General features: G+C 72.8%; 12 protein-coding genes. 6 read left to right on the top strand and 6 right to left on the bottom strand.

Annotated features, from left to right (window positions below; all coding sequences use genetic code 11):
• Positions 1-55 precede the first annotated feature (55 nt).
• The 4 genes from ACIRR8_RS19585 to ACIRR8_RS19570 are packed head-to-tail and all read left to right on the top strand — an operon-like array spanning position 56 to position 5249.
• A complete protein-coding gene (locus tag ACIRR8_RS19585) occupies positions 56-1582 on the top strand; it encodes an ABC transporter substrate-binding protein (protein ID WP_404066121.1) in 1527 nt (508 codons plus the stop codon).
• 45 nt (positions 1583-1627) lie between these two features.
• Positions 1628-2569 carry an ABC transporter permease gene (locus tag ACIRR8_RS19580; RefSeq protein WP_404066119.1) on the top strand — a complete coding sequence of 314 codons (942 nt, stop codon included), beginning with the start codon at positions 1628-1630 and terminating at the stop codon, positions 2567-2569.
• A complete protein-coding gene (locus ACIRR8_RS19575) occupies positions 2566-4389 on the top strand; it encodes a dipeptide/oligopeptide/nickel ABC transporter permease/ATP-binding protein (RefSeq protein WP_404066116.1) in 1824 nt (607 codons plus the stop codon). Before ACIRR8_RS19580 ends, ACIRR8_RS19575 begins: the two co-directional genes overlap by 4 nt.
• On the top strand, positions 4386-5249 hold the full coding sequence (locus tag ACIRR8_RS19570) for an ABC transporter ATP-binding protein (RefSeq protein ID WP_404066113.1): 864 nt from the start codon (positions 4386-4388) through the stop codon (positions 5247-5249). Before ACIRR8_RS19575 ends, ACIRR8_RS19570 begins: the two co-directional genes overlap by 4 nt.
• Before the next feature lie 9 nt (positions 5250-5258).
• Here ACIRR8_RS19570 and rho read toward each other — a convergent pair whose 3' ends face one another.
• The 6 genes from rho to ACIRR8_RS19540 all read right to left on the bottom strand — a co-directional run bounded on the left by rho (position 5259) and on the right by ACIRR8_RS19540 (position 11401).
• Positions 5259-6398, bottom strand: a complete 1140-nt coding sequence (rho, locus tag ACIRR8_RS19565) for a transcription termination factor Rho (protein ID WP_404066110.1) — start codon at positions 6396-6398, stop codon at positions 5259-5261.
• A gap of 328 nt (positions 6399-6726) precedes the next feature.
• Complete coding sequence (locus tag ACIRR8_RS19560; RefSeq protein WP_404066108.1) at positions 6727-6966, bottom strand: phosphopantetheine-binding protein; 240 nt, start codon at positions 6964-6966, stop codon at positions 6727-6729.
• The gene (locus tag ACIRR8_RS19555) at positions 6963-7595 is read right to left on the bottom strand and encodes an isochorismatase family protein (protein WP_404066105.1); all 633 of its coding nucleotides are present in this window, start codon (positions 7593-7595) and stop codon (positions 6963-6965) included. Before ACIRR8_RS19555 ends, ACIRR8_RS19560 begins: the two co-directional genes overlap by 4 nt.
• A gap of 51 nt (positions 7596-7646) precedes the next feature.
• On the bottom strand, positions 7647-9278 hold the full coding sequence (locus tag ACIRR8_RS19550; RefSeq protein ID WP_404066102.1) for a (2,3-dihydroxybenzoyl)adenylate synthase: 1632 nt from the start codon (positions 9276-9278) through the stop codon (positions 7647-7649).
• Positions 9275-10480 carry an isochorismate synthase DhbC gene (gene dhbC, locus ACIRR8_RS19545; RefSeq protein WP_404066099.1) on the bottom strand — a complete coding sequence of 402 codons (1206 nt, stop codon included), beginning with the start codon at positions 10478-10480 and terminating at the stop codon, positions 9275-9277. Before dhbC ends, ACIRR8_RS19550 begins: the two co-directional genes overlap by 4 nt.
• A 90-nt stretch (positions 10481-10570) precedes the next feature.
• The gene (locus ACIRR8_RS19540; RefSeq protein WP_404066097.1) at positions 10571-11401 is read right to left on the bottom strand and encodes a 2,3-dihydro-2,3-dihydroxybenzoate dehydrogenase; all 831 of its coding nucleotides are present in this window, start codon (positions 11399-11401) and stop codon (positions 10571-10573) included.
• 101 nt (positions 11402-11502) lie between these two features.
• Between ACIRR8_RS19540 and fhuB the strand changes: the two genes are divergently transcribed.
• Both fhuB and fes read left to right on the top strand, forming a co-directional pair.
• Entirely contained in the window at positions 11503-13917 is a 2415-nt protein-coding gene (fhuB, locus tag ACIRR8_RS19535; protein WP_404066095.1) for a Fe(3+)-hydroxamate ABC transporter permease FhuB, read from the top strand.
• Positions 13918-13931: 14 nt separating this feature from the next.
• A complete protein-coding gene (fes, locus tag ACIRR8_RS19530) occupies positions 13932-15215 on the top strand; it encodes an enterochelin esterase (protein WP_404066093.1) in 1284 nt (427 codons plus the stop codon).
• Positions 15216-15374 lie beyond the last annotated feature (159 nt).

Genomic DNA, 15374 nt, shown 5'->3' with positions numbered 1-15374 from the left:
CACCGCCACTCCACCCCGGGACGTCCTTCCCGGGCTCTCCAGACGGAGCGAACCCATGAGCAGAACCACCCGAAACGCGGCCCTGGCCGGTTGCCTGGCGGCCGTCCTCACGCTCGCCGGCTGCGCGGGCAGCGGCCCGCAGGGCAGCGCCGGAGCGCAGCTGAACCTCGCCACGCTGACCTCCCCGCAGAGCCTCGACCCCTCCCAGGCGGTCGGCAGCGCCCTGCCGTTCTTCCAGGCCGTCTACGACACCCTGGTCAAGCGCGAGTCCGACGGCGAGTTCAGCCCGATGCTCGCCACCGAGTGGACGTACGACGACAGCAGGACCGCCCTCACCCTGACCCTGCGCGACGACGTGAAGTTCGCCGACGGCAGCGCCTTCGACGGCGCCGCCGTCAAGGCCAACCTGGAGCGCTTCAAGAAGGGCGGCGGCGCGGCGGCCAAGTGGCTCAAGGACCTCACGTCCGTCGAGGTCGCCGACGCCACGCACGTCACCCTGAAGCTCGCCCAGCCCGACCCCGCGATGCTCTTCTACCTCAGCGACGCCGCCGGCCTGATGGCCAACCCCGCGGCCTTCGCCAAGGGCGACGCCCTCAAGACGACCCCGGACGGCACCGGCCCGTACCGCCTGGCCAAGGCGAAGACGACCATCGGCACCAAGTGGGTCTACGAGCGCAACGCCGACTACTGGGGCGAGGAACTCCCGTACAAGGAGCTGGCGATCAGCTTCTTCGACAACGAGACGGCGATCGTCAACGGCCTGCGGACCGGCCAGGTGAACGCGGCCCTCCTCCAGAACGCCGACCAGCAGATCAGCATCGAGTCCGACCCCCGGGTGAAGACGACGGAGCAGGAGTTCGACTTCCAGGGGCTGCTGCTGTTCGACCGGGGCGGCGCCATCACTCCGGCGCTCAAGGACGCCCGCGTGCGCCAGGCGCTCAACCACGCGGTCGACCGGAAGACCATGCTGGCCACCATCCGGCAGAACCGCGGCGCCGCCACCGGCCAGGTCTTCGGCCCGGACACCGCGGGCTACGACAAGGCGCTGGACACGTACTACGCGCACGACCCGGCCAAGGCCAAGTCCCTGCTGAAGTCCGCCGGGTACGCCAAGGGGTTCACCCTCAAGCTCCCCCGGATGAGCGCGATCGTCAACGACGCCCTCGCCTCCTCCCTGACCACCGACCTCAAGGCCGTCGGCATCACGCTGACGTGGGAGGAACTCGACGGCTCCACCGCGCTCCGCAAGATCTTCACCGACCGCGCCTACCCCGGCATGGTCATGAACATGGGCCAGGCCGCCGACGACTGGATCGTCGTCAACGAACTGGTCACCCCGGGCACGTTCAACATGTTCGGCACCACCGACGCGACCGTCGGCAAGCTCCTGCCGCAGATCCAGAGCGGCGGGAAGAAGCAGAAGGAAGCCGCCCGGCAGCTGAACCGGCACCTGGTCGAGGAGGGGTGGTTCGTGCCCTTCTACCGCATGACGTACCTGCACGTCTCCGACGGCACGGTGCGGATCACCCCGCAGTCCGGCATGGCCGTCCCGTCGATCTACAACTACGCCCCCGCCGGCTGAGACCACGACGGCCTCTCCTGAAGCGCCCGACAGATACCGAGTGCCATGCTGAACTTCATCGCCCGCAGGATCGCGGCGGGAGCCCTGCTCCTCCTCGTCATCTCCTTCCTCTCCTACCTGCTGCTGTCCATCCCGGACACCGACGTCGGCCGTACGCTGCTCGGCCAGGGCGCCGACCAGGCCGCCGTCGACGCGAAGAACACCGCGCTCGGACTCGACCGGCCGGTCCTCGCGCAGTACACCGACTGGCTCTCCCACGCGCTCCGCGGCGACCTCGGCACCTCCTGGTTCACCAGCGAGGACGTCACCACCGCGGTCACCGCCCGGCTCCCGGTCACCGCGAGCCTGATGGTGGGGGTGACCCTGGTCGCCACCGTCGTGTCGTTCCTGCTCGGCGTCTGGGCCGGAGTGCGGCGCGGCGCCGCCGACCGCTTCGTCCAGGTGCTCGGCGTGATCGGGTACGCGCTCCCCGGCTTCCTGGTGACCCTGGTGATCGTGCTGGTCTTCGCGGTCAACCTCAACTGGTTCCCGGCCATCGGCTACACCGCGTTCTCCGTGTCGCCGTCCGGCTGGCTCTCCACCATCACGCTGCCCATTCTCGCGCTGTCGGTCGCCTCGGTGGCCGGCGTCTCCCAGCAGGTCCGGGGCGCGGTCATCGATGTACTGCGCCAGGACTACATCCGCACGCTGCGCGCCCGTGGGCTGCCCACCTCGCGGATCGTCCTCCGGCACGTCCTGCGCAACGCCTCCGCGCCCGCGCTGTCGGTGCTCGGCATGCAGTTCGTCGGCCTGCTGGGCGGCGCGGTCATCGTGGAGCAGATCTTCGGGCTCCCCGGCATCGGCAGCATGACCGTCACCTACACCACCCGCGGCGACATCCCCGTGATCATGGCCCTGGTCATGCTCACGGTCATCGGAGTCGTCCTGATCAACCTCCTGGTCGATGTCATGATCGGCTGGCTCAACCCGAAGGCGAGGGTCGCATGAGCGACAACCTCCCGGCCGACCCGGCGCCCCCGCCCCGCCCGGCACCCGACTCCGCACCCGCCTCCGACACCCGGGCCGCCGGACGCGGCGGACTGCCCCGGCGCCTCCTGCGCAACCCGCTCGGCGCCGCCTCCGCCGGAGTCCTGCTGCTCCTGGTCGCCGCCGTGCTCCTCGCGCCGCTCATCGCCCCGCAGGCCCCCGACGCCTCCGCGCTGGGCGCCGCGTTCGAGGGGCCGAGCGCGGCGCACCCGCTCGGTATGGACTCGGCGGGCCGCGACATCCTCTCCCGCCTCCTGTACGGCGGCCGCAACACCCTCGGCGGCGCGCTGATCGCCCTGGGCGTGGCCCTCGCGCTCGGCGTGCCCACCGGGCTGTACGCCGGGTACCGCGCCGGCTGGTTCGACTCGGCGGCCAACTGGGCCGTCAACCTCGTCATGGCCCTGCCCGCCATGGTGGTCCTGCTCGCCTCCCGCGCCATCCTCGGCCCCAACGTCTGGGTCCTGATGATCGTGCTCGGCGTGCTCGCCGCGCCCAGCTTCTTCCGCCTGGTGCGGGGCATCGTCGCCAACGTCCGCAAGGAGCTGTACGTGGACGCCGCCAAGGTGTCCGGACTCTCCGACGCCCGCATCGTCGGGCGGCACATCCTCATCGTCGTACGCGGCCCCGTCATCATCCAGGTCGCCCTGGTCGCCGGGATCGCCATCGGCCTCCAGGCCGGACTGGAGTTCCTCGGCGTCGGCAGCGGCTCCTCGGCCACCTGGGGCGCGATGCTCAACGAGGCGTTCCAGAACATCCAGCGGGCCCCGCTCCTCATGCTCTGGCCCGGACTCGCCCTCGGCATCACCAACGGCGCACTGGTCCTGCTCGCGGGCGCCCTGCGCGACGCGCTGGAGGAACGCGGCGGACCGGCGGACGGCGGACGCTCCCCGCGACGGCCACGCCCCGCACCGGCCTTCGAGACCCCGGCGGAGTCCGGACCGCGCAGCCCGCTGCTCTCGGTGCGCGGCCTCACCGTGGTCTACGACCGGCCCGACGGCCCGCCCAGGCAGGTCGTGCACGGTGTGGACCTCGACGTCGCACCCGGCGAGATCGTGGGTCTGGTCGGCGAGTCGGGGTCCGGCAAGTCCCAGACGGCGTTCTCGGTCCTCGGCATCCTGCCGGAGGGCGGCAGGATCGGGTCGGGCAGCATCACCGTCAACGGGCGGGAGACCGTCGGCCTGCCGGAGCGCGACCACCGCACCCTGCGGGGCGGAACGGTCGCGTACGTCCCCCAGGAACCGATGAGCAACCTCGACCCGGCCTTCACCATCGGCAGCCAGCTCATGGAGCCGATGCGCCACGTCCTCGGGATCACCCGCAAGGAGGCCGAGACCCGCGCGCTGGACCTGCTGCGGCTGGTGGAGATCCCGTCGCCCGAACGCGCGATGCGGCTGTATCCGCACGAGATCTCCGGCGGTATGGCCCAACGCGTCCTGATCGCCGGGGCGATGTCCTGCGACCCGGAACTCCTCATCGCGGACGAGCCCACCACCGCACTCGACGTCGTCGTCCAGGCGGAGGTCCTGGAACTGCTGCGCCGCCTCCAGCGGGACCGCGGGCTCGGGGTCCTCCTGGTCACCCACAACCTCGGTGTCGTCGCGGACCTCTGCGACCGGGTGGCGGTGATGAGCGCCGGCCGGATCGTCGAGACCGGCACCGCCGAACAGGTCGTCCACGCGCCGCGCGACCCCTACACCCGGTCCCTGCTCGACGCGGTCCTGGACGACGCGCCGCCCCGGGAGCCGTGGCAGCCACGAGAGGCGAGGAGCGCCACCGTATGACCAGCTACGCCACCGACGAGCGCGGCGAGGAGTTCCCGGACGCCCTGCTCTCCCTCCGCGACCTACGGGTCTCCTACCCCGGCAAGGACCGCCGCGCACCGCGCGCCGAGATCCTCAAGGGGGTGAGCCTCGACATCCGCCCCGGGGAGACCCTCGGCCTGGTCGGCGAGTCCGGCTCGGGCAAGACGACGATCGGCCGGGCGGTCCTCGGCCTCGCACCCGTGGAGTCGGGCACCATCACCTTCGCGGGCAGCCGCATCGAGCGGGCCGGGCGGGCGCGCCGACGGGCCCTGGCCCGCGACCTCCAGGTCGTGTTCCAGGACCCGTACACCTCGCTCAACCCCTCCCGTACGGTCGGCGACACGCTCGGCGAACCCCTGCTCGGCCAGGGCACCGGGACCAAGGAGGCACGGGCCCGGATCGCGGAACTGCTGGAGCGGGTACGCCTGCCCGCCGACGCCGCCGACCGGCTGCCCCGGGAGTTCTCCGGCGGGCAGCGCCAGCGGGTCGCCATCGCCCGCGCCCTGGCCCTGCGCCCCCGGCTGGTCATCTGCGACGAACCGGTCTCCGCGCTGGACCTGACCACCCAGCGCACCGTCCTCGAACTCCTCCTGGAGATCCAGGAGGAGACGCAGGTCGCCTACCTCTTCGTCACGCACGACCTGGGGGTCGTCCGGTTCATGAGCCACCGGGTGGCGGTCATCCAGGGCGGCGAACTCGTCGAGACCGGTGACGCGGTCCAGGTCACCTCGGAGCCCCGCCACCCCTACACCCGGGCGCTGATGGCCGCCGCACCGGTCGCCGACGTACGGGAGCAGCGGCGGCGCAGGGAGGCGGCGGAGCTGTCCGCGCGGCGCTGAGCGGTGTGCTCAGGTGCCCGGCACGGTGGGCTGCACCTGACGCAGGAACGTGGCGTTGTCCGGGGTGCGGCGCACCTTGTCCAGCAGCGCCTCCAGGCCGCCGTGACCGTCCCGGGCGTGCAGGGCGCGGCGCAGCGCCCGTACGGTGGCCAGCTCGGCGGCGCCCGTCAGCAGCTCCTCGCGGCGGGTGCCGGAGCGGGCGATGTCGACCGCCGGGAAGACGCGCCGGTCCGCGAGCGAGCGGTCCAGGTGCAGCTCCATGTTGCCGGTTCCCTTCAACTCCTCGTAGAAGAAGTCGTCGGCGCGGGAGCCCGTCTCCACCAGCGCGGTCGCCAGGATGGTGAGCGAGCCGCCCTCCTCGGCGTTGCGCGCCGCACCGAACAGCTTCTTGGGACCGGCGAGGGCCGCCGCGTCGACCCCGCCGCTCAGGGTGCGGCCGCCCGGTCCGGCCGCGTTGTTGTGGGCGCGGCACAGCCGGGTGAGGGAGTCCAGCAGGACCACCACGTCCTGCCCCTGCTCGACGAGGCGTTTGGCGCGCTCCACGGCCAGGTCGGCGAGGGCGATGTGCTCCTTGGCGGGCCGGTCGAAGGTGGAGGCGTACACCTCACCGCGTACCGAGCGCCGCATGTCGGTGACCTCCTCGGGGCGTTCGTCCAGGAGGACCACCACCAGGTGGCACTCGGGGTGGTTGGTGGCGACGGCGGCGGCCAACTGCTGGAGCAGGACCGTCTTTCCGGTCTTCGGCGGCGCGACGAGCAGGCCACGCTGGCCCTTGCCGACAGGAGAGACCAGGTCGACGATCCGGAGCGCCGGACCGCCCTTCTCCGTCTCCAGCCGCAGCCGTTCGGCGGGGTGGACCGGGGTGAGGTCACGGAAGTGGGCACGGCCGCCCAGGGCCTGCGGCACGAGGCCGTTGACCCGGTCGACGGACGCGAGGACGCGCGGCCGCTCGCAGCCCCCCTCCACGGCGTCGCCCTTGCGCAGGCCGTACCGGCGGATCAGCGCGGGGGAGACCTTGATGTCGTCGGGGGAGGGGCGGCCGCCGTGGACGCGGAGGAGGCCGTGGCCGCCGGGGGCGGTGTCCAGGAGGCCCGCGGCCCGGACCGGGCGCGGCTCGTGGACGGCGGGGCGTTCGAGTGTGGTGATCATGGGAGGGGTCCTTTCGCGGACATGGCGCATGAGGGACCGGCGTACGGAGGGGCGGCATCGTCACACCCGCTCCGGGGCACGGAAGCCCGGCAGCCGGAAGGAGAGACAGCGAGATCGCTGCGGGAGAAGCTGGATCGCCGGTCCTGCGAGGACGGGCGCGACAGCGATGGAGAGAGAAGATCAGCACCGGTGCCCGACGAGGGGGCATCCACGTATGCTGATCGCACTATAGCACGGCCCCTGGGGAGAACGCGCCGAGGGCGGTGCGGACCCCGGTACTGCCGGGTCCGCACCGCCCTCGGAAGGACTGCCTACCGCCGCCGTCCGCTCAGGCGGCCACGCCGAGCAGCGGCGCCCAGGCCTCCAGGGCCGGCTTCTCCGCGAGGTCGGCGAAGGCCACCTCGATCCCGTGGTCGCGGCGCCATGCCGCCGCCAGGGACATCAGACGGACGGAGTCGAGCCCGTGGTCGACGAGGTTCTCGTCGAGCGGGATCTCCTCCGGCTCCTCGCCGAGGATATCGGCGACATCGGCGCGCAGCTGCTCCAACGTCAGCGCCACGGCGGTCACTTCCCTTCGAAGACGGCTCGGGTGGTGGTGACGACGGCGCACTTGCCGGCCGCCCAGCGCAGCGCCATCGCGTGGTCGTCGGCGGAGAAGTCCGCCACCGCGTCGGCGACCACGAACACCTGGATGTCCTGCATCCACGCGTCGCACGCCGTCATCAGAACGCCGATGTGGGCGTAGACGCCGGTGAGGACGATCTGGTCGCGGCCCCGCTCGCGCAGCCGCTCCAGGAGATCGGTGCGGACGAAACCGCTGTACTTCCACTTGGTGATGACGGTGTCACCGTCCTCGGGTGCGACCTCGTCCGCGATGGCCGCCGCGTGCTCGTCGGCCGGCAGCCCGGGGCCCCAGAAGTCCTGCTGGAGCCCGCGCTCCTCGGCGCTCTGGCCGCCGGGCTGCGCGGTGTAGAGGACCGGCACGCCCAGGCGCGCCGCCTCCTTCTTCAACTCGGCCACATGCGACAGGAGTTCGGGCACGGGCGCGGCCTGCCGGTCGTACGCCGACAGGAAGTGGTTCTGCAGGTCGTGGACGAGGAGCACGGCGCGCGCCGGGTCGACGGTCCAGTCGACACGGTTGGCGGGCAGTCCGTCGGCGGCCGGCATGGGGTACGGGGTGATGGCGGGGAGAGCCATGGTGGTGAGGGTTCCGTTCGAGGAGGTGCGGGGAGAGGTGCGGCGGAGACGTCAGGGAGCGGGGACGGCGGTGCGGGCGGCGGCGTTGCGCAGGTCCTTCTTGGAGACCTTGCCGACCCCGGTCTGCGGGAACGCGTCCACGAACTCGACCCGGTCCGGCACCTTGTAGGCGGCCAGACCCCGTTCCCGTACGAAGCGTTTGACCGCCACCGCCTTCAGCGGACCGGCGCCCGAGCGCAGGATCACGTACGCGCAGACGCGCTCACCCAGATACGGGTCCGGTTCCGCCACCACGTTGGCGTCGTGCACGGCCGGGTGGGCGAGGATGTGGTTCTCCACCTCCTCGGCGGCGACCTTCTCACCGCCCCGGTTGATCTGGTCCTTGGCGCGCCCCTCCACGACGATGTGGCCGGACTCCGTGACCCGGACGACATCGCCGGTGCGGTAGAAGCCGTCCTCGGTGAAGGAACGGGCGTTGTGCTCGGGCGCGTTCCAGTAGCCGCGGATCGTGTACGGGCCCCGGGTCAGCAGATGGCCCGTCCCGCCCGGCTCCACCTCGCGGTCCTCGTCGTCGACGACCCGGATCTCGTCGTCCGGCGAGATGGGACGGCCCTGCGTGGTGACGATGGTCTCCACCGGGTCGTCCAGACGCGTGTAGTTGACCAGCCCCTCCGCCATCCCGAAGACCTGCTGGAGCGTGCAGCCCAGCGCGGGACGCACCCGGCGGGCCGCCTCCTCGCTGAACTTGGCACCGCCCACCAGCAGCACGTCCAGGCTGCTGAGGTCATGCGCACTGCCGGGTGCGGCCTCGGTCCACAGCAGGGCCAGCGGCGGCACCAGGCCGGTGATGGTCACACCCTCGCGCTCGATCAGCGGGAAGGCCACCTCGGGCGAGGGCTGCGGGCACAGCACCACGCGCCCGCCGGCGTACAGCACACCCAGCGAACCGGGGGAGGAGAGCGGGAAGTTGTGGGCCGCGGGCAGCGCGACCAGGTAGACGCTGTTCTCGTCGATCCCGCAGATCTCGTTGGAGCCCCACAGCGAGTAGATGTAGTCGTCGTGGGTGCGCGGGATCAGTTTCGGTACGCCGGTGCTGCCACCGGAGAGCTGGAGGAAGGCCAGGTCGTCAGGGCGCGGCCCGCCGTAGCCGACCGGCTCCTCGGCCACCTCGGCCAGCGCCTCGAACGCGCCGGGATCGCCTTGCGCGACGAACACGTGCTTCAGCGTGGGTACGTGGGAGCGTGTTTTCGCCGCCAGCTCCCGGTAGTCGTAGCCGCCGCTCTCGGCCGCGATGACGTAGGCGGCCGCCTCGGTGAACTCGCAGAAGTAGGCGATCTCACTCTCGCGGTGGGCGGGGAGCGCGAAGACGGGCAGCGCGCCGATCCGGAACAGCGCGAAGATGACCTCGAAGAACTCGGCGATGTTGGGGAGTTGGACCACCACATGGTCGCCCTTGCCGATACCGCGGGCGAGGAAGCCCGCGGCCAGCCGGTCGGCGCGCCGGTGGAGATCGGCGTACGTCCACCGGTTCCCGGCCACCGGGTCGACGATCGCGATCCGGTCCGGGTGCTCCTCGGCGCGCTGCCGCAGCATCTCGCCGAAGGTCTCCCCGCGCCACCAGCCGGCCGCCCGGTACTTCTCGGCGAACTCGGCGGGCCAGGTGGGAGCAGTCTGCGTACTCACAGCTCGGCTCCCACGGCGCTCAGGAACGTACGGAACTTGGCGCCGGTCTCGGCGGTCTCCGCCTCGGGCTCGGAGGCGGCGACGATCCCCGCGCCGGCGAAGAGGCGCAGCGTGCGCTCCTCGGCCTCGGCGCAGCGGATCGTGACGACCCATTCACCGTCACCGTCGGCGTTCCCCCAGCCGACGACACCGGTGAAGAAGCCGCGGTCGAACGGCTCGGTCTCCGCGATGACCTGACGGGCCGTCATCGTCGGCGTGCCGCAGACGGCGGGTGTCGGGTGCAGCGCCATCGCCAGGTCCAGCGCCGAGGCGGAGGCGGAGGCGAGGGTGCCGGTGACCGTGGTCGACAGGTGCCACATGGTCGCGGTACGGATCAGGGTCGGCCGGGCCGGGACGGTCATGCCGGTGCAGTGCGGGGCCAATGCCTGGTGGACGGCGTCCACCACGACGGCGTGCTCGTGGAGGTCCTTGACCGACTCCAGCAGTGTCGCGGCCCGGCGGACGTCCTCGGCGAGGTCGGAGCTGCGCGGTGTGGACCCGGCGAGCGGGTTGGCGACGACCTGGTCGCCGTGGCGGGAGACGAGCAGCTCGGGGCTGGCGCCGATCAGGGTGCGGGCAGGGCCGGTCGGCAGGGCGAAGGTGTAGCCGGAGGGGTCGCGGCGGGCCAGCCGCTGGAGCATCGCGGGCAGGTCGAGCGGGGCGCCGGAGGTGAGTTCCAGGGTGCGGGCCAGCACCACCTTGCTGAACTCACCGCGCCACATGCGTGCCACGGCGGCGGCGACGCCCTCGCCGTAGACCTCGGGCTCGGGCACCGGGCGGATCTGCCAGTCGGTGGTGGCGGAGGGGCCGGCGGGCAGGGCGATCATCGGGTCGGAGGCGAGCGGCGGGGCGGTGCGCACCGACGCCGGCACGGTGAGCGCGGCCGGTGCCGTGTGGTCGAACGGGATGGCGCCGATCACCACGGGCGACTCCTGTCCGGCGGCGACGGCCTCGGCCAGGGTGGCGTCCACCCGGTCGGTCAAGGGTCTCCGGTCGTGCGGGACCTCGCGCCCCGGTCCGCGCGCGAGCAGCGTGCGTCCGGGCGTGGCGAGGAACGTGTCGCCCGGTGTGTAGGCGTCCAGGAGAGAGGTGGCCGCTCCTACGGCGGGGTGGGCCGGATCGGCCGGGGGGACGTGCGTGGCGACCTGGGATGCCGTCGACACGGGGACTCCATTCTCGATGGTCCCGTCAGCGGGTGCGGGGGGCTGGCTGGGAAGGTGAAGTGGTACGGAGGGTCGTGCGGGGGCCGCCGGTCAGCGCAGGGTCGCGCCGCCGTCGACGTACAGCTCCTGGAGCGTGATGTGGCGGGCGCGGTCCGAGGCGAGGAACGCCACCGCGTCGGCGATGTCGGCGGGTTCGGCGATCCGGCCGAGCGGAATGCCGGTGCGGTACGTCGACGGGTCCCCGTCGATCAGCCGCTGTTCGGCACCCGGGTCGGTCCACAGGGCCCGCTGCATGGCGGTGTCGGTGGAGCCGGGGGCGACGACGTTGCAGCGTACGCCGCTGCCGGCGAGTTCGAGGCCGAGACACCTGGTGAACACGGCGGCGGCGGCCTTGGAAGCGGCGTAGGCGGCCATGCCGGTGCGCGGGATCCCGGCCGCGTTGGAGCCGACGGTGACGATGACGCCGGTCCTCCGGGCCGCCATCAGGGGGGCGACGCTCTGCGAGACCTGGAAGACGCCGGTGGTGTTCACCGCGAAGGTGTCCGCCCAGTCCTGAGCGGAGAGCGCGGCCACCGGGCCGGCGCGCAGGATGCCCGCGACGTTCACCAGGACGTCCACCGGGCCGAGTTCGTCCTCGACGCGGGCCACGGTGTTCTCCACCGCGACGCGGTCCGTGACGTCCATCACATACGGTTCCAGAGAGCCCGCCGACCGCTCGCCCGCCGGCAGTTTCTCCTGCCGCCGTGGCCAGTCGGCGGCCAGCGCCTCGATGGTGTGGCCGGCCCGGTCGGTGGCGGCCACCTGGGCGCCGAGGTCGGCGAGCAGTTCGGCGACGGCGGCTCCGATGCCTTGTCCGGCACCGGTCACCAGAGCCGTGCGGCCCTCGAACTCGCCACTTCTGCCCGGTATGTCCGCATACATGAACAACCTCCCCCTCGATGTTAGGTAAGGGTAACCTAAATTCAGTCGACCGCCCGGAAGGGTGCCGGACCGTCGATATGTGGTTAGGTTAGCCTCACCTTATGCAAACGCCGCACACGGGAACCACGGCCTCGGCTCCCGAACATGACTCCCCAGCCGCCCAGTTGGACGGAGGGGGGAGCGAACGAAAGGCGAAGACATCGCCCGCCGGACCGGAGGAACCCGCTCCTGAATCCGGTTCCAGACCCGGTTCCGTACCCGATGCGGAGATACCGCCGGGTACGGAGACGGCTTCGGACGTCCCGGCACCGGCCCTGGGTGCGGCCGCAGCCGCAGTTGGCGCCGCGGTCGGGACCGAGCCGTCGGCCGGCCGCCGGACCGTGGCGCTCGCCGTCGCCGGTCTTGCCGCGGCCGTCCTTCTGCTGAGCGGCCTCTCGCTCTCCATCGGCGCGGGCGAGGTCGGCGTCGGCGGCGTGCTCGACTACCTGCTCAACCGGGACGGGGCCCGCGACAACGCCCGCCTCTCCCTCGTCGTCGGAGACCTCCGCCTCCCGCGCACCCTCACCGCGCTGCTCGTCGGCGCGGCCCTCGGTGTGGCCGGCTGCCTGCTCCAGGCGGTCACCCGCAACCCGCTCGCCGAGACCGGCCTGCTCGGCGTCAACGCCGGCGCCTCGCTCGGCGTCGTCGCGGGCATCGCGCTCCTCGGCTTCGATTCCGGTTACGCCTACCTGGTCTGTGCGTTCGTCGGCGCCGTGGTCGCCAGCGGCCTGGTCCTCCTCATCTCCGGACGACGCGGCGGCGGCTCTCCCATGCGCCTGGTGCTCGCCGGTGCCGCGCTCGGCGCCACCTTCGGCGGGCTCACCAGCGTCATCGTCGTCAACTCCGCCGAAACCTACGATCGATTCCGCTTCTGGGTCCTCGGCTCCCTTGCCGGTGTCGAAGGGTTCGGCGAGCTCGGCCGCCTCGCCCCCGTCCTCGCCATCGGCTTCCTCGTCGCGCTGCTCATCGCCCGACCGCTCTCCGCTCTCGCGCTCGGCGACGATCTGGCCCGCAGCCTCGGGCACCGGCCGCCCGTCATCCGTACGGTCGTCGCCATCGGCGTCACGCTCCTCACCGCCTCCGCCGTCGCGCTCGCCGGACCCATCTCCTTCCTCGGCCTGCTCGCCGGATTCCTGGCCCGTGCCATCGCCGGCACCCGACTGGCCGCCCGCCTCCTGCTCGCCGGGCTCATCGGCGCCTGCGTGCTCGCCGTCTCGGACGTCGCCGCCCGCGTGGTCTCGCGGCCCTTCGAGGCCCCCGTCTCCGTGATCGTCGCCCTCATCGGCGCCCCGGTCCTCATCGCCATCGTCCGCTCCAGGCAACTGGCCTCGATGGGCATGACGGAACCCGCCACCGAGGAGCGCGCCCCGGACCGCCCGCGCCGCTTCGAACTGGCCCTGCCGCGCGCCAAGTCCCTTAAGCCCAAAGCCGTTCGGGTCCGCCCGCCGGACACCGTCGTCGTCCGCCGCGGCCCTCTCTCCCTGCTGATCACCCGCCGCGCCGCCCTCGCCGCCATCGTGCTCGCCGCGGCCCTGCTCGTCGCCGTCGTCCTCTCCGCCTACGCGGGCCAGAGCGAGATGGGCGTGGTCCGCACCTTCCGCGCGGTCTTCGGCCAGGGCGACCGCTTCGACGTGCTGCTCGTCCAGAACTTCCGCCTCGGCCGCATCGTCGCCGGCCTCACCGCGGGCGCCGCACTCGGCCTCGCGGGCTGCCTCACCCAGACCCTGGCCCGCAACCGCCTCGCCACGCCCGAACTCCTCGGCGTCAACGACGGTGCCACCGCCGCCGTGCTGCTCTCCGTGACCCTCAGCGCCACCGGAACGTTCGGCGCCTGGTGGGCCGGGCCGATCGGCGCCCTGGTCGCCGTCATCGTCGTCACCACCGTCTCCGGCGGCCTCGGCCAGCGCGGCTACCGCGTCCTCGTCGTCGGCCTCGCCATGTCGGCCCTGGCCTCCGCGATCACCCAAGTCGTCCTCTCCCGTAGGTCCTTGAGCTCCGCCGGCTCGCTGTACGTATGGACCTCCGGCAGCCTCAACGGACGCAGCTACTCCGTCGCCGTACCCGTCCTCATCGGCCTCGCGGTCCTCGTCCCCATCAGCCTCGCCGTCGCCCGCCACCTCGGCGTCCTGCGCTTCGACGACGCCACCGCCTCCTCGCTCGGCTCGGCGCCCGGCCGGGTCCGCGCCCTCGCGCTGCTGCTGGCCGTCGGCCTCGCGGGGCTCGCGGTCGGCATCTGCGGACCGGTGGGTTTCGTGGCGCTCGCCTCGCCGGTCATCGCCTCCCGGCTCGCCGGTCCGCTGCGCGTTCCGCTGGTCGGCTCGATGCTCACCGGGGCCGTCCTCGTCGTCGCCGCCGACACGCTCGGCCGGATCGTCTTCGACGGCGTCGAACTCCCCGTCGGCATCGTCACGACCGTCCTCGGCGGCCCGTTCCTCCTCTGGGTGCTCCTCGGCCGCTCCGCCGCCACCCGCGTCTGAAAGGCGGCCCGCACATGACCTGTCCACCGCGCCGCAACCCGCCCGCCCCGCCTGTGTCCGCGGGACCCAGCCGATCCGAGGTACCCACCGTGCGAAGCCCCCTGCTGCGTACGCTTCTTGAGGACGTACGCGCGGGCAGGCCGGACGCCGAGGAGGCGTTCTGGCGGTACGTCTCCCAAATCGGTGCCCCTCTCGTGGAACCCGACCCCGAGGGCGAGGCCGACCACCGGCTGGTCACCCTCGTCCGCCGCGAGGATCCCGCCCGCCCCGCCACCCACGTCCTGGCCCTGGTCCACACGGTCACCGACAAGGACCGGCACGCGGGCGACCTCGCCCCGCACCTGATGGAACGGGTCGAGGGCACGGGGGTCTGGGCCATCAGCCACCGGCTCCGCACCGACCACCGTGCCTCGTACCAGTTCCACGCCACCCGCGGCACCCGCGAGGACGCCCTGCGCGCGGACCGTCCCTCCTGGCGCCTGGTCCTCGACCAGGCCGAGCCCGACCCGCTCAACACCGGGGCCCCGCTGCCCTCCCGCGAAGGCCGCAACCCCGCCTCCGTACTCGAACTCCCCGCGGCGCCCGACCAGTCACGCACCCGGCGCCGCGACGAGGTGGACCGGGGCGAGAGCCTCGACACCGAGGTGGACGGCCGCCGGATCACGGTCCACCTCCCGCCCGGCCACCACCAGGACGCGGGCCCGTACGCGCTCGCCGTGCTTCTGGACGGCGAGATGTGGGGGCCGGTGCTCGGTGTCGGCGACATCTTCGACAACCTGCACGCCGACGGCGACATCCCGCCCACCGTCGCGGTGCTGATCGACACCATGGGCCGCCGCATGGAGGACCTGGCGTGCAGCGCCCCGTTCGTCGACTGGCTCGCGGACACCCTGCTGCCCTGGGCGGAGCAGGAGTACGGGGCCGGGGCGGACGCGGCCCGAACCGTCGTCGCCGGCCAGAGCGCGGGCGGGCTGACCGCAGCCTTCGCCGCCTTCCAGCGCTCGGACCGCTTCGGCCTCGCGCTCTCCCAGTCCGGCTCCTTCTGGTGGCCCGACGACGACCGCGACGGCGAGTGGCTCACCAGGCAGTACGCCTGGGGTGAGCGCCGGCCCGTCACTCTCCACGTGGAGGTCGGCCACCAGGAGTGGATGCTGCTGGCGGAGAACCGCCGCTTCCGCAACATCCTGCGGGCGCGCGGTTACGACGTGCGCTACCGGGAGTTCAACGGCGGCCACGACTATGCCTGTTGGCGCGGCGGCCTGGCGGACGGACTGGCCGAGCTGCTCGGACGCCCGTAACGCGTCGCCTCCCCGGAACACCGAAAGTCGCCTCCCCGGAACACGGAAAGGGGCGGGGGGGGGGGCCCCGCCCGCGGGGCGCCCCCCCCCCCCCCGGGGGGGGCGCCCCCCGGGGGGGCGGGGGGGGGGGCCCCCCCCCCCCCCCCCCCCCCCCCGGGG

It is taken from the genome of Streptomyces sp. NPDC101178, assembly GCF_044767965.1.
In the GTDB taxonomy this organism is placed as follows: domain Bacteria; phylum Actinomycetota; class Actinomycetes; order Streptomycetales; family Streptomycetaceae; genus Streptomyces.
The sequence above is the reverse complement of the archived record's forward strand: the minus strand, read 5'-3'. Positions and strand labels throughout refer to the sequence as shown.

Excerpts from the sequence above, each read along its gene's own strand:
- ACIRR8_RS19585 (WP_404066121.1), top strand. The coding sequence starts at position 56 with ATGAGCAGAACCACCCGAAACGCGGCCCTGGCCGGTTGCCTGGCGGCC.
- ACIRR8_RS19580 (WP_404066119.1), top strand. The coding sequence starts at position 1,628 with ATGCTGAACTTCATCGCCCGCAGGATCGCGGCGGGAGCCCTGCTCCTC.
- ACIRR8_RS19575 (WP_404066116.1), top strand. The coding sequence starts at position 2,566 with ATGAGCGACAACCTCCCGGCCGACCCGGCGCCCCCGCCCCGCCCGGCA.
- ACIRR8_RS19570 (WP_404066113.1), top strand. The coding sequence starts at position 4,386 with ATGACCAGCTACGCCACCGACGAGCGCGGCGAGGAGTTCCCGGACGCC.
- rho (WP_404066110.1), bottom strand. The coding sequence starts at position 6,398 with ATGATCACCACACTCGAACGCCCCGCCGTCCACGAGCCGCGCCCGGTC.
- ACIRR8_RS19555 (WP_404066105.1), bottom strand. The coding sequence starts at position 7,595 with ATGGCTCTCCCCGCCATCACCCCGTACCCCATGCCGGCCGCCGACGGA.
- ACIRR8_RS19540 (WP_404066097.1), bottom strand. The coding sequence starts at position 11,401 with ATGTATGCGGACATACCGGGCAGAAGTGGCGAGTTCGAGGGCCGCACG.
- fhuB (WP_404066095.1), top strand. The coding sequence starts at position 11,503 with ATGCAAACGCCGCACACGGGAACCACGGCCTCGGCTCCCGAACATGAC.
- fes (WP_404066093.1), top strand. The coding sequence starts at position 13,932 with ATGACCTGTCCACCGCGCCGCAACCCGCCCGCCCCGCCTGTGTCCGCG.